General features: G+C 70.2%; 13 protein-coding genes and 1 riboswitch. Of the genes, 10 read left to right on the forward strand and 3 right to left on the reverse strand.

Features of this window, described 5'->3' with window-relative positions:
• Positions 1-4 precede the first annotated feature (4 nt).
• The 10 genes from EFL95_RS09875 to EFL95_RS09920 all read left to right on the forward strand — a co-directional run bounded on the left by EFL95_RS09875 (position 5) and on the right by EFL95_RS09920 (position 9,511).
• A complete protein-coding gene (locus EFL95_RS09875; protein WP_123233800.1) occupies positions 5-871 on the forward strand; it encodes a DUF881 domain-containing protein in 867 nt (288 codons plus the stop codon).
• Positions 868-1,200: a small basic family protein gene (locus EFL95_RS09880; protein ID WP_123233801.1), complete on the forward strand. Its 333-nt coding sequence runs from the start codon at positions 868-870 to the stop codon at positions 1,198-1,200. The genes EFL95_RS09875 and EFL95_RS09880 overlap by 4 nt, the downstream gene beginning before the upstream one ends.
• The gene (locus EFL95_RS09885; protein ID WP_123233802.1) at positions 1,197-1,967 is read left to right on the forward strand and encodes a DUF881 domain-containing protein; all 771 of its coding nucleotides are present in this window, start codon (positions 1,197-1,199) and stop codon (positions 1,965-1,967) included. The genes EFL95_RS09880 and EFL95_RS09885 overlap by 4 nt, the downstream gene beginning before the upstream one ends.
• 70 nt (positions 1,968-2,037) lie before the next feature.
• Complete coding sequence (gene gcvH / locus EFL95_RS09890; RefSeq protein ID WP_123233803.1) at positions 2,038-2,424, forward strand: glycine cleavage system protein GcvH; 387 nt, start codon at positions 2,038-2,040, stop codon at positions 2,422-2,424.
• 149 nt (positions 2,425-2,573) lie between these two features.
• Positions 2,574-3,095, forward strand: coding sequence for a double zinc ribbon and FHA domain-containing protein (locus EFL95_RS09895; protein WP_123233804.1), 522 nt, complete (start codon positions 2,574-2,576; stop codon positions 3,093-3,095).
• A gap of 4 nt (positions 3,096-3,099) precedes the next feature.
• Positions 3,100-3,822 carry a transcriptional regulator FtsR gene (gene ftsR / locus EFL95_RS09900; RefSeq protein ID WP_123233805.1) on the forward strand — a complete coding sequence of 241 codons (723 nt, stop codon included), beginning with the start codon at positions 3,100-3,102 and terminating at the stop codon, positions 3,820-3,822.
• Positions 3,823-3,850: 28 nt separating this feature from the next.
• Positions 3,851-4,315, forward strand: coding sequence for a bifunctional nuclease family protein (locus tag EFL95_RS09905; protein ID WP_123233806.1), 465 nt, complete (start codon positions 3,851-3,853; stop codon positions 4,313-4,315).
• Between the two features lie 227 nt (positions 4,316-4,542).
• Positions 4,543-5,124, forward strand: coding sequence for a MerR family transcriptional regulator (locus EFL95_RS09910; RefSeq protein WP_281272227.1), 582 nt, complete (start codon positions 4,543-4,545; stop codon positions 5,122-5,124).
• 76 nt (positions 5,125-5,200) lie between these two features.
• A riboswitch (glycine riboswitch) is annotated at positions 5,201-5,317 on the forward strand.
• 67 nt (positions 5,318-5,384) lie between these two features.
• Positions 5,385-8,228: an aminomethyl-transferring glycine dehydrogenase gene (gene gcvP, locus EFL95_RS09915; RefSeq protein ID WP_123233808.1), complete on the forward strand. Its 2,844-nt coding sequence runs from the start codon at positions 5,385-5,387 to the stop codon at positions 8,226-8,228.
• A gap of 44 nt (positions 8,229-8,272) precedes the next feature.
• On the forward strand, positions 8,273-9,511 hold the full coding sequence (locus EFL95_RS09920; protein ID WP_183407120.1) for a serine hydrolase domain-containing protein: 1,239 nt from the start codon (positions 8,273-8,275) through the stop codon (positions 9,509-9,511).
• Between the two features lie 13 nt (positions 9,512-9,524).
• On the opposite strand, the gene EFL95_RS09925 is transcribed toward EFL95_RS09920, so the two are convergent.
• The 3 genes from EFL95_RS09925 to EFL95_RS09935 all read right to left on the reverse strand — a co-directional run bounded on the left by EFL95_RS09925 (position 9,525) and on the right by EFL95_RS09935 (position 13,791).
• On the reverse strand, positions 9,525-10,754 hold the full coding sequence (locus EFL95_RS09925) for an SGNH/GDSL hydrolase family protein (protein ID WP_221176361.1): 1,230 nt from the start codon (positions 10,752-10,754) through the stop codon (positions 9,525-9,527).
• Between the two features lie 131 nt (positions 10,755-10,885).
• The gene (locus EFL95_RS09930) at positions 10,886-12,262 is read right to left on the reverse strand and encodes a metallopeptidase TldD-related protein (RefSeq protein WP_123233810.1); all 1,377 of its coding nucleotides are present in this window, start codon (positions 12,260-12,262) and stop codon (positions 10,886-10,888) included.
• A complete protein-coding gene (locus tag EFL95_RS09935; RefSeq protein ID WP_123233811.1) occupies positions 12,262-13,791 on the reverse strand; it encodes a TldD/PmbA family protein in 1,530 nt (509 codons plus the stop codon). Before EFL95_RS09935 ends, EFL95_RS09930 begins: the two co-directional genes overlap by 1 nt.
• Positions 13,792-13,823 lie beyond the last annotated feature (32 nt).

Consider the following 13,823-nt stretch of genomic DNA (forward strand, 5'->3'; position numbering starts at 1 on the left):
GGTCGTGGCCGAGGAGGAGCAGACCCGGGTGCTGCCCGAGCGGGTCACGATGGGCCTGCTGCCGTACATCAACGCGCACGCGATCGACGAGGACTACGCCCTTGCCGCGGAGCGACGCGGCACCGACCCGGCCACACGGCCGCGCAAGGTCGGCAGGTCTGCCGGCGTCGTGCTCGCGGTCTTCGCGATCCTCGCGGTGACCGCTGCCGTGCAGACGTCCCAGGACAGCGTCTCGGAGGAGAAGGAGCGCCGGGCGCTCATCGAGCAGGTGAAGGACCGGCGTGCGCTGCTGGACTCCCAGCGCACCAGCATCGCGGCGCTGACCAAGCAGACCCAGCAGCTGGAGTCCGCGCTGCTGCGCGGCAACCAGGACGCCGGGGGTCTGCTCGCCGACGTGACCCGACTCAGCCTGCGCAGCGGCATCGGCCCGGCGACCGGTCCCGGGGTGCAGGTGATCGCGGACGACGCCCCCGACGCGGAGAGCGACCGCAACCGGGTGCTCGACAGCGACCTGCAGAAGCTGGTCAACGGGCTCTGGCATGCCGGGGCCGAGGCGATCTCGATCAACGGCGAGCGGCTCACCACGCTCTCCGCGATTCGGCACGCCGGCAGCGCGATCACCGTGAACTACACCTCGCTGAGCCGGCCGTACAAGATCCTGGCCATCGGTGACCCGAAGACGTTGCCCACGCGGTTCGGCAACACGACGACCGGGCAGGCGTGGTTGGATCTGGTCAGCGAGGTCGGTCTCGACTACTCGATGACCACCAAGAAGTCGCTTCGGCTGCCGGGCGCCGAGGTGCCCGACCTCCGCTACGTCGACGAGGACGAACCGGACCGCGTCGGGTCCGGCGGAAAGGGAACATCGTGATCGCGATCATCGGGTTGCTCGTGGGCGTCGCGCTCGGACTGTTCCTCAAGCCGGACGTCCCGATCGGGATGGAGCCCTACCTGCCGATCGCCGTCGTGGCCGCGCTGGACGCTGTCTTCGGCGCGCTGCGGGCGTTCCTCGACGGGTTGTTCGACGACAAGGTCTTCGTGGTCTCGTTCGTCAGCAACGTCTTCATCGCGGCACTGATCGTGTTCCTCGGCGACAAGCTCGGCGTCGGCGCGCAGCTCTCCACCGGCGTCATCGTCGTCCTCGGGATCCGCATCTTCGCGAACGTCGCCGCCATCAGACGACATGTGTTCCACGCATGAGCGAGCCTGACGCAGCGGCCACCGAACCGACGGCCGAACCCACCGCACCAGCCCCGAGCGCGTACCAGCTGATCCGTCGCGCGCTGCTGCACCCCGGCCGCGGCCAGGTCTCGGCGGCGGTGCTCCTGGTCATCCTCGGCATCGCCGGCGTCACCCAGGTACGGCTGGCCGGCAGCGACGACGAGTACGCCGGCATGCGCCAGGCCGACCTCGTCCAGGCGCTCAACGGCCTCCAGGCGGCCTCGCGGCGCAACGAGCAGGACATCCGCGACCTGCAGAACACCCGGGACTCGCTCAAGGACAACAACGACAAGACCGCGGCGGCCCTCAAGCAGGCCCGCGACGAGCTCGTCACCCTCGGGATCCTGGCCGGTACGTCCACGGCGACGGGACCGGGAGTACGGATCACCGTCACCGTGGCGGAGGACGGCCAGCTCACGCTCAACAACCTGCTGGACGGCATCGAGGAGCTGCGCGACGCCGGTGCCGAGGCGATGGAGATCAACGACGCCGTCCGGGTGGTGGCGCAGACCTCGTTCGAGACCGCCGACAACGGCATCAACGTCGACGGCAGGGTGCTGACCGCGCCGTTCGTGATCGACGCGATCGGCGATCCGGACAGCCTGGCCACCGCTCTGAACTTCCCGGGCGGGTTCGTCGACGACCTGCGGCCCGACCACGCCCACGTCGGGATCAAGAAGCGGCAGAAGATCGAGGTCACCGTGCTGCGGCGGGCCGTCGAGCCGCGGTACGCCGAGTCGCCCTGACCGGTCGCGTCGGCCAGCGGTAGGTTTACCTCCACCAGACCCGAGTCCCGCCGAACTCCTGAGGAGCAGCGTGTTTCCCGACGACCTGAAGTACACCGCCGAGCACGAGTGGGTCCGCACCCCCGGTGAGACCGCCGGCTCGGTCCGGATCGGCATCACCGACTACGCCCAGGACGCCCTCGGCGACATCGTCTACGTGCAGCTGCCCGAGGTCGGCACCGCGGTGAACGCCGGTGACGCGGTCGGCGAGCTCGAGTCCACCAAGTCGGTCTCGGACGTCTACTCGCCGGTCTCCGGTGAGGTCGTGGCGCGCAACGACGCCCTCGACGCGACCCCCGAGCTGGTCAACAACGACCCGTACGGCGAGGGCTGGTTGTTCGAGGTCGCGGTGGCCGACGGAGGCGCGACCTCCGAGCTGATGGACGCCGCTGCGTACGCCGGGACCGTCGGGTCCTGAAGCCCGGAGGACTTCCGAGTTTCTGCTCCTCCTCGGTTGAGCGGCACTGATAGGTTGGCCGCAGAAACCATGAACCTCCACTGACAGGTGAAGGTTTGACGGAGCACATCTTGAGGGCACCTCGGGAACGGACAGGGGAGGCGCGGGACATGCAGACCTGCTCGCAGTGCGGGAGCGAGAACAGCGACGAGGCCCGGTTCTGCTCGCAGTGCGGTAGCGCGCTCCCGCAGCAGAGCGAGGTACCTGCCGCTGGCGCGGGGGAGACCACCGCGACGATCACCTTCGGCGCCGTGGCCGGCAAGTCCGAGGAGGACCGCTCCGCCCTGAACGAGGCCGACGCGGCAGCTGCGGACGCACTGCCGGCGGGGAGTGCACTGCTGATCGTGCAGCGCGGCCCGGGCGCCGGGAGCCGGTACCTGCTCGACACCGACACCGTCAGCGCCGGGCGGCACCCGGAGAGCGACATCTTCCTCGACGACATCACGGTCTCGCGACGCCACGTGGAGCTCCACCGCGAGGGTGGCTCGTTCCGGGTCCACGACGTGGGCAGCCTGAACGGCACCTACGTGAACCGCGACCGGATCGACGACGCGCTGCTGCAGAACGGCGACGAGGTTCGCATCGGCAAGTTCCGCCTGGTCTTCTTCGCCAGCGCAGCGACGGGCGAGTAGTCAGGTGCGGCAGACCGCCCGCAAGAGCATCGGCCAGGCGCTCGCGGACCTCTCGGCGGAGTTCCCCGAGGAGGACATCAAGGAGTCGAAGCTCCGGTTCCTCGAGTCCGAGGGACTCGTCGAGCCCGAGCGCACCCCGTCCGGCTACCGGAAGTACTCGGTGGACGACATGGAGCGGCTCCGGTTCATCATCCGGATGCAGCGGGACCACTACCTGCCGCTGAAGGTCATCAAGGAGCACCTCGACGCGATCGACCGCGGCCTCGAGCCGCCGGCGCTGAACGGCTCACCCCGGGTTCCCGCCGGAGTCCTCGGCGACCCGACCACCGCGACCGACCTGCTCCGCGGTGACCGCAGCGACGTGCGGATCTCCCGGCGCGAGCTGGTGAAAACGGCGGAGATCACCGAGGAGCTGCTCGTCCAGCTCGAGGGATTCGGCCTGGTCCGGACCCGTCCGGGTTCCAAGCACTACGACGCCGACGCCGTGGTGATCGCCCGGGCGGCCGGCGAGCTGGCCGCGTTCGGGATCGAGCCGCGCCACCTGCGGGCGTTCAAGACCGCGGCGGACCGGGAGGTCGGGCTGGTCGAGCAGATCGTCTCGCCGATCAGGCGCAGCCGCGAGGACGGGGCCGAGGGCCGGGCCGCGCAGGCGGTCGAGGACATCGCCGCACTGTCGCTCAAGCTGCACGCGACGCTGGTCCGCACGGGCCTGCGGTCCATGCGCTGAGCCAGGCACGACCGTCTAGGCTGGCACCGTGCGCGAGGTAGAGGTCGTCGGAGTCCGGGTGGAGATGCCGTCCAACCAGCCCATCGTGCTGCTGCGCGAGGCGGAGGGCGAGCGCTACCTGCCCATCTGGATCGGTGCCGTCGAGGCCACCGCGATCGCGTTCGCCCAGCAGGGCGTGATCCCGCCGCGGCCGTTGACCCACGACCTGCTCAAGAACGTCCTGGAGTCGACCGGCAACACCCTCACCGAGGTCCGGATCACCGAGATGACCGACGGGGTGTTCTACGCCAGCCTCGTCCTGGACTCCGGCGCCGAGATCGACGCCCGTCCGTCGGACTCGATCGCGCTCGCGATGCGTACCGGCGCGCGGATCGTGTGCTCCGAAGGGCTGCTCGACGAGGTGGGCATCGCGGTGCCCGACGAGCGCGAGGAGGAGGTCGAGAAGTTCCGGGAGTTCCTCGACCACGTCTCGCCCGAGGACTTCGAGAGCTGAGCGGGAACTCTCAACCCGCGATTTAAGGTTGGCGACACGCCGATGAGTGTCTTTGACCAACCCTCAACCTGAGGTTTACCTTTCAGGTGTCTTCGCTGTAACTCCATGGATGCAACTTCTGCCCCGCAGACGTGCCTCCAACCCTTCCCCAGGGGTTACGCTCAGCGGAGCGAGACTTGGAGGTCGTAGTGGGCACGAACAACGGAGACGGCAAGTCCGCTGCCGAGATCGACGCGCAGGCAGTGCTTGCCGCCGAGAAGGCAGCGGAGGCCGCGGACGAGCAGGGTCTGCTCTTCAGCGATGACGTTTCGCCGCTGCCGGACGACCTGGGCTACCGGGGACCGACCGCGTGCAACGCCGCCGGCATCACCTACCGCCAGCTGGACTACTGGGCCCGCACCGGCCTGGTGGAGCCGACCGTGCGCAGCGCGACCGGTTCGGGCACCCAGCGCCTGTACGGCTTCCGCGACATCCTGCTGCTCAAGATCATCAAGCGCCTGCTCGACGCCGGCGTCTCGCTGCAGCAGATCCGCACCGCGGTCAACCACCTGCGCGAGCGCGGCACCGACGACCTGACCCGCGTCACCCTCATGAGCGACGGCGCCTCGGTCTACGAGTGCACCAGCAACGACGAGATCATCGACCTGCTCCAGGGCGGTCAGGGTGTCTTCGGCATCGCCGTCGGCGGGGTCTGGCGCGAGATCGAGGGCTCGCTGGCCGAGCTCCCGTCCGAGCGCACCGCCGAGCAGCCCTCGCACGACAGCTCCGACGAGCTGGCCGCGCGCCGCCAGGCGCGACTCTCCGGCTAGTTCCGCTTCCTCCAGTCTCATCCGGCCCCGTCTTGGTCCTCGACCAGGACGGGGCTGGTATTTTTGGACCTGCTGACAATCCCGCACGGGAGAGTCTCCGGCGGTACCCCAGCACCACGGGGGCACCGAACCGGAGCGCCGAAGGGGCAATTCCTCCCCGGAACCTCTCAGGCGCCAGGACCGTGCGGACGAGGCAACTCTGAAGGGCATCCCGTCCGACAGAGGGGGAGGCGACCCACGCGACTCTTTTTGGGAGCCTCATGCCGGACCAGCCCTCGATCCCGACCCTCGGCGCACGTGCGTTCGTCGACCGCCACATCGGTCCCGACGAGACCGCGATCGCGGAGATGCTCAAGGTGGTCGGTTTCGACTCCCTCGAGGCGCTCATGGACGCCGCCGTCCCCGGTCGGATCCGCTCCAGCGAGGTGCTCTCGCTGCCGGAGGCCGCCTCGGAGGCCGAGGCCGCGGCCGAGCTGCGTGCCCTGGCCGGTGCGAACGTCCCCGGGACCTCCCTGATCGGGCTGGGCTACCACGGCACGATCACGCCGCCGGTGATCCGCCGCAACGTGCTCGAGGACCCCAGCTGGTACACGGCCTACACGCCGTACCAGCCCGAGATCAGCCAGGGCCGTCTCGAGGCACTGCTCAACTTCCAGACGATGGTGGCCGACCTCACCGGCCTGCCGACCGCGAACGCCTCGCTGCTCGACGAGGGCACCGCGGCGGCCGAGGCGATGACCCTCGCGCGCCGCGCTGCGCCGAAGGCGAACGGCCCGTTCGTCGTCGACGCCGACGCGCTGCCGCAGACCATCGAGGTGGTCCGCACCCGCGCGGAGGCGATGAGCATCGAGGTCGTGGTGGCGGACCTGTCCGACGGCCTGCCGGACGGCGACGTCTGCGGCGTCCTCGTCCAGTACCCGGGGACCTCGGGCCGCATCGTCGACCCGCGCGCGGTGATCGAGGCGACGCACGAGCGCGGCGCGCTGGCCGTGGTCGCCTCCGACCTGCTCGCCCTGACCCTGATCGAGGCTCCGGGCACGCTGGGGGCCGACGTGGTCGTCGGTTCCTCGCAGCGCTTCGGTGTCCCGCTGTTCTACGGCGGCCCGCACGCCGGTTTCATGAGCGTCCGCGCCGGCCTGGAACGCCACCTGCCGGGTCGTCTGGTCGGTGTCTCGGTCGACGCGTCCGGCCGTCCGGCGTACCGGCTCTCGCTGCAGACCCGTGAGCAGCACATCCGGCGCGACCGGGCCACCTCCAACATCTGCACCGCGCAGGTGCTGCTGGCGGTCACCGCGGCCATGTACGCCGTCTACCACGGCCCGGACGGCCTGCGCGCCATCGCGCGCGGGGTGCACGAGCTCGCGGCCCGCACCGCCGCCTCGCTGCAGAACGCCGGCTTCACGGTCCGGACCGACACCTTCTTCGACACCTTCGAGGTCGCGGTCCCGGGTCGGGCCGACGAGATCGTCGCGGCCGCGCGCGCCGAGGAGGTGCACCTGCGCCGGGTCGACGCCGACACGGTGGCCCTGTCGTTCGGCGAGACCGCGGACGCGGCCACGCTGCGCGCGATCCACACCGCGTTCGGGGTGACCCCGCAGGCCGTCGAGCCGGCCCGGGTGCTGCCCGAGGGCCTGGTGCGCACCACGGAGTACCTGACCCACGAGGTGTTCAACACCCACCGGTCCGAGACCTCGATGCTGCGCTACCTGCGTCGGCTCTCGGCCCGCGACTACGCGCTGGACCGGGGCATGATCCCGCTCGGCTCCTGCACCATGAAGCTCAACGCGACCTCCGAGATGGAGCCGATCAGCCTGCCCGGGTTCGCTGACCTGCACCCGTTCGCCCCGGCCGCCGACGCCGGAGGCTACGCGCGCTTGGTCGCCGACCTGGAGGGCTGGCTGGCCGAGGTCACCGGGTACGACCGGGTCTCGATCCAGCCGAACGCGGGCTCCCAGGGTGAGCTGGCCGGTCTGCTGGCGATCCGCGGCTACCACCTGGCCAACGGGGACACCCACCGCGACGTCTGCCTGATCCCGTCCTCCGCGCACGGCACCAACGCGGCCTCGGCCGTGATGGCCGGCATGAAGGTCGTGGTCGTGAAGTCCGCCGAGGACGGTTCGGTCGACCTCGACGATCTGCGGGCCCAGGTGGAGGCGCACGCGAGCGACCTCGCCGCGATCATGGTGACCTACCCCTCGACCCACGGGGCCTACGAGGACACCATCACCGAGCTCTGCGAGCTGGTGCACAGCCACGGCGGCCAGGTCTACGTCGACGGCGCGAACTTCAACGCGCTGCTCGGGCACGCGCGGCCCGGCAAGTTCGGCGGCGACGTCAGCCACCTGAACCTGCACAAGACCTTCTGCATCCCGCACGGCGGCGGTGGCCCGGGCGTCGGCCCGGTCGCGGTCCGCGAGCACCTGGCTCCGTACCTGCCGACGCACCCGATGCACCCCGAGGCCGACAGGCGCGCGGGCATCGGTCCGATCTCGGCGGCGCCGTACGGTTCGGCCGGCATCCTGCCGATTTCCTGGGCCTACGTGCGGATGATGGGCGCGGAGGGCCTGACCCGGGCCACTGCGGTCGCGGTCCTCGCGGCCAACTACGTCGCGGCGCGTCTCGACGAGCACTTCCCGGTGCTCTACCGCGGTCACAACGGGCTGGTCGCGCACGAGTGCATCCTCGACGTCCGCGGGATCTCCAAGGAGACCGGCGTCAGCGTCGACGACATCGCCAAGCGGCTCATCGACTACGGCTTCCACGCCCCGACGATGAGCTTCCCGGTGGCCGGGACGCTGATGGTGGAGCCGACCGAGAGCGAGGACCTCGCCGAGCTCGACCGCTTCTGCGAGGCGATGATCGCCATCCGCGCCGAGATCACCAAGGTCGCCACGGGGGAGTGGAACGCCGAGGCGAACCCGCTCACCGGAGCCCCGCACACCGCGGACGCGATCAACCAGGACCTGCCCTACGACCTGGCGACCGCGGTCTTCCCGAACGGCTTCGACCCCGATAAGTACTGGCCGCCGGTGAACCGGATCGACCAGGCGTACGGGGACCGGAACCTGGTCTGCTCCTGCCCGCCGCCGGAGGCCTTCGCCTGAGCCGCGAGGACCGACGGGACGAGCAGGGACGCCTGCAGGCGGTCGTGGACCGGGCCCAGGGGCTCGGTCGGCTGCCGTCGGTGGTGGGCGCCCGGGTCGAGGAAGGCCGGGTCGTGCTGCGAGCCGGGGCGGGTGCGCACGGTGACCTCGACGCCCAGTACCGGATCGGGTCGATCACCAAGACCCTGACCGCGGTGCTGGTGCTGCAGTGCCAGCAGGACGGGCTGTTGGCACTGGAGGACCGGGTCCGTGATCACCTTCCGGAAGCCGGGTACGGCGACGCGCGCCTGCGGGACCTGCTCGCGCACACCGCCGGCCTTCAGGCCGAGCCCGTCGGGGACTGGTGGGAGCGCTCGCCGGGAGTGGACGTCCCTACACTGCTGGAGCGCAACGACGGGTCGGGCCGGGTGTTCGCCGCCGGCGAGGCCTTCCACTACAGCAACCTCGGCTTCGCCCTGCTCGGCGAGGTCGCGGCGCGGCTGCGCGGGCGCACCTGGTGGGAGCTGGTCCAGGAGCGCCTGCTGGAGCCGCTGGGGATGACGAGGACCAGCTACCACCCGCAGGTCCCGAACGCCCAGGGCTACAGCGTCGGTCACTTCACCGGAACCCTCACCGAGGAGCCGCATGCGGACACCGGTGCGATGGCACCGGCCGGCCAGCTGTGGAGCACGGTGGACGACCTCGCTCGCTGGCTCGACTTCCTGGCCACCGGGCACCCCGAGGTGCTCGGTGCCGACGCGCTGGCCGGGATGTGCATTCCCGGGGCCCCGGGAATCGACTACGGGCTCGGCCTGCGCCTGCTGGACGGTCTGGTCGGGCACACCGGCTCGATGCCGGGCTTCCTGGCCACCGCGTTCGTCGACCGCGCCACCCGCAGGGGAGTCGTGGGATTCGCGAACGCGACCACCGGTCTGGTCACCGACCAGTTCGCCTGCGACCTGCGCGACGGTGTCGACCGCAACGACACCCCGCTCTGGGAACCGAGCGTGTCGGTGCCGCCGGAGGTGGCCGAGGTCCTCGGGATCTGGTTCTGGGGCAACAGCGCGCACGCGGTGCGCTGGCACAACGGCCGGCTGGAGCTCCGCGACCTCAACGATCCCGAGGACCTCGGCGTCTTCACCGATGGGGCAGGAGTCCACGGGCGCGCCGGCAGTTGGCGCGGCACCGAGGGCTACCTCCTCGGGGAGACCTTGCAGGTCCGCCGGGACGGCTCCGGGCAGGCGGTCGAGCTCGAGTGCGCGACCTTCCGTTTCACCCGGACGCCGTACCCCGACGCCCCGTAGGCGTTCCTGGCTGCTACTGCAGGACCATGTTCGGTTCGCCGTTGGCGTTGAGGCCGTTGGCTCCCCGGACGCAGGTCCCGCTCTTCGGCGTACCGCCGTTCCAGGCCTGGCGCACACAGTTGCGCAGCGCCTTCTCGCCCCAGTAGTTCGGGTGCAGCGACTCCTGGATGTAGTAGTTGCCGGTCGCGCTGACGGTGCGGATCGTGTTGATCCACTCGGTCTTGTCGACCGCGCCGGCGCTGGTCCAGTTGGCCAGGCCCTTCTCCTCGATCAGGCCGACGGTGTTCTCGCAGAGCCGGCGCCCGTTGAACGCGGTCGACAGGTTCAGGCTCTTCACGTTGGTCAGCCCCGAGTTCGTGATCGCCTCGCTGATCGTCTGGTTGATCTTCGGGAGCAGGGTGCCGTTGGCGTAGTCGGCGTCGGCGTTCCAGAAGCCGCAACCGCCGGTGCTCTGCCGGGTGTAGCCGGACTCGGAGTAGCGGAAGCCGGAGCCGTTCGGGATCGGCGACATGTAGTTGCTGACCAGCAGGGTCCAGGCGTTGTCGGCGTACCCGGCGTTGCGCATCGCGGTGCGAATGTTCTGGAAGGCGCCGGCGATCTCGGCACGGCGGGAGTTCACCGCGGAGGTCGACATGTTGTTGGTGACGACGCTGTCGTCCTTGCAGTAGTCCGGCCACCACGACGGCGACCCGGCCCAGTCAGCCACGCACTGGGTCACGATGTCGGCGAAGTGGAAGTTGTTGCCGCCGATGCTGACCTCGACCATCTTCACGTTGTGGGTCGCCGCGAAGCTCTGCAGCATCAGGGCCTGGCCCTGGTTCCCGCCGGAGTTGTAGAAGTCGATACCGGGCTTGAAGTAGCTGCCGCTGGCGTCGGTCGACGTGGTGGCACCGGAGCAGGCCAGGTTGAGGCTGTTCACGCCGCCGCCGATGTGGATCTCGGCCGCCTTGCTGCGGTGGCAGCGGGTGATCTGCTCGGCGGTGTTGGAGGCGTTGTCGTAGTACGCCGTGTTGCCGAGGGCGTCGTGGTACGACTCGCCGTTGTTGGTGTTGCCGGCCCAGCGGCCCGCCTCACCCGAGATGTAGGAGTCACCGACCGAGATGACCCACGGGGTCCCGGACCCGGGACCGTCCGCGTGGGCGGCCGTGCCGGTGAACGAGAAGAACGCGAGGGGGAGGGTGACGAGGGTGAGGAACGTCAGGCGCGTCAGTGAGCGCCTGCGTACGCCGCGGGAGGACAGCACAAGAGACTCCTGGGAGGTGAGAGCTCGAGCCTCGGTCGAGGCCCACGCGCACGTTAGTGGCCTGGGTCACACGAAAGGGAGCCTTGTTCTTGTGGTTAGTTACTGCTAAGTAACCGAGTGCACAGGTGTTCTCAGAGGGCTTGCGAGACCGAGCTCATGTTGAAGTCGGGGATCCGCAGCGCCGGTGTTGCGGTCCGGCTGAAGTAGTCGTCGCCCCACTCGCGCGAGAAGCTCGGGACGGTCGCCGAGGCGGCCGTGTAGCGGCGCAGGAGGTCGATGGGGCTCTCGTTGAACCGGAAGTTGTTGACCGCGCCGGTGATCTCGCCGCCCTCGACCCGGTAGACCCCGTCGCGGGTCAGCCCGGTGAGCAGGAGCGTCTGGGGGTCGACCTCGCGGATGTACCAGAGGCAGGTCAGCAGCAGCCCGTCCTCCAGGTCGCCGACCAGGTCGCCGATGGTGCCGGTCCCACCCACGTCGAGCACCAGGTTGTCGATCCCCGGAGTCGTCGGGAGCCCGGTCAACGCCGCTGTCTCACGGGTCTGGATCAACGAGGTCAGCACCCCGTTCTCGATCCACGAGGTCGGCTCCAGCGGCACGCCGTTGTCGTAGACGCTGCTCTCGTTGGAGGACCCGCTGGCGACGACGAACGGGGCGCACTGGAGCGCGGGGTACGCGGGGTCCGAGAAGAGCCGAACCGCCGGGTTGGTGAGCGTCTCGCCGATCCGGGTGCCGCCGCCGGGCTTCGCGTAGACGGTCTCGCCCTCGTGCGCCAGGCGGGCGCCGGCGCTCCAGTAGGCGTCGATCATGAGGTCGGCCACGGCCGTCGGCGGCAGCACCGTGTCGTAGCGCCCCGCCGGCAGGTCGATCCGCCGTTCACCCCAGGAGAGACGGGTGGCGAGCTCGCTGGCCATCCGGTCCGCGGCGACGTCGCTGAAGTCACGGGTGGCGCCACCGACCCAGGCGCTGTTGGTCAGCGCGGCGTTCTTGCCGGTGCAGCCGTAGTGGCCGGTCGGCTGCTCGTGCCGCAGCCGGAGCCCGGTGCTCGATCCGAGGTAGGTGGTGGTGACGTCGTGACTCACGAACCCGTAGAGGATCCGGCCGGCGCTCTCGGCGGCGCCGAACTCCTCACCGAGCGCCGTGCTGAACGCGCGGAACACCTCGATCGACGTGCTCCCCGGCGCCTGGTCCCAGTCGGCGGAGGTGACATCTGCGAGCAGCTCGGCCCGGTCGGACGCCGGATCCGCGTCCCGGGCTGCTGCATCGGTCAGCCCGACCAACCGCTCGACCTGCTCCGGTGTGGACACCGCGGCGCTCAGCGAGGCGTTGCCGTCACCCTGGAACGCGATCACGGTGACCGAGACGCTGTGCATCACCCCGTTCGTGGTCAGGGTGTTGTTGGCCCAGCGCAGGTTCACCCCGGTCGAGTCCTGGGCGATCACGATGCACGCGTCCGACGTGGAGGCGGCCAGACCGCGCTCGACCAGGTCCTGGGGGAGTGCCGCGACCATCAGCTGTCCTCACCTTCGTCGTTGACGTTCAGCACCCGTACGTCGCGGAACAGGGCGCTCGGGCACCCGTGACTCACCGCAGCCACCTGCCCGGGTTGCGCCTTGCCGCAGTTGAACGCCCCGGCGAGGACGAAGGTCTGCGGGCCGCCGACGGCCTCCATCGAGCCCCAGAACTCGGTCGTCGTGCCCTGGTAGGCGAAGTCGCGCACCTGCCCGGCGAGCTCGCCGTCCTTGATCGCGTAGGCACGCTGCCCCGTGAACTGGAAGTTGAAGCGCTGCATGTCGATCGACCAGGAGCGGTCGCCGACGATGTACAGACCGTTCTCGACCCGGCTGATCAGGCCGGCGGTGTCGGGTCCGTCCGGATCCGGTTGCAGGGAGACGTTGGCCATCCGCTGGATCGGGATGTGGCCAGGAGAGTCGGCGTAGGCGCAGCCGTTGGAGCGGCCACCGTTGAGCGCCTCGCCGAACGCAGCGGCCATCGGGCGGTCGAGCTGGTAGCCGACCAGGACGCCGTCCTTGACGATGTCCCAGCCCTGCGTCTCGACGCCCTCGTCGTCGTACCCGATGCTCGCCAGGGCGTGCGGGGCGGTGCGGTCGCCGGTGACGTGCATGAACGGGGCCCCGTACTGGAGCGTGCCGAGCTTGTCGGGGGTGGCGAACGAGGTGCCGGCGTAGTTCGCCTCGTACCCGAGCGCTCGGTCGAGCTCGGTCGCGTGACCGATCGACTCGTGGATGGTCAGCCAGAGGTTCGTCGGGTCGATGACCAGGTCGTACCTCCCGCTCGCGACGCTCGGGGCCGCGAGCTTCTCGGCCAGCAGGCTCGGCAGCTGGGCGCGCTCCCCGGCGAAGTCGTAGCCCCCGTCGGTCAGGTACTCCCACCCGCGACCGACCGGCGGGGCGATCGAGGCCATCGAGTCGAACACGTCGCCGCGGGAACCGTGCACCTCGAGGTGGGGTTGCAGCCGGACTCGCTGCTGGGTCGTCGAGGTCCCGGCGAGGTCGGCGTAGTACTTGTTCTCCTGGACCTGCTGGAGGCCGCCGCTGGCGTGCTCGACGGACTCGCCGCGCAGCAGCTCTGCGGTCCAGTCGCAGAAGAGGCCGGTCTTCTCGGAGAGCGGCACCGCGAACGGATTGATCTCGTACGCCGAGCGCCAGACAGCGTCGGCGTGCACCGGTTCGGCGGCGAGCTCGATGGGGGAGCGCGACATGCCGGCAGCGACCATCGCCACCGCGACGGCCTCCTCGGCCAGCCGGACGGCCTCTTCGGTGCTCACCCGTACGCCGGCCGCGAAGCCCCACGCCCCCTGGTGCACCACCCGGACGGCGAACCCGAGGTCCTCGACGTTCTCCGCTCCCTGGAGCCGGCCGTCCCGGACGGAGAAGTGCTCGTAACGCACCCGCTCGAACCGGAAGTCGGCGTGCGTGACGCCGAGGTCACGGGCGCGGGAGAGGGCGGCGTCCGCGAGCTTGCGGTACGGCAGCGCGGTGAAGGTCGGATCGATCAGGTCGTTGTCCGCCGTAGCCATGCCGCGACCCTACCCAGCCGGCGGCTGGTGGT

The organism is Nocardioides marmorisolisilvae, assembly GCF_003725775.1.
Taxonomy (GTDB): Bacteria; Actinomycetota; Actinomycetes; order Propionibacteriales; family Nocardioidaceae; genus Marmoricola; species Marmoricola marmorisolisilvae.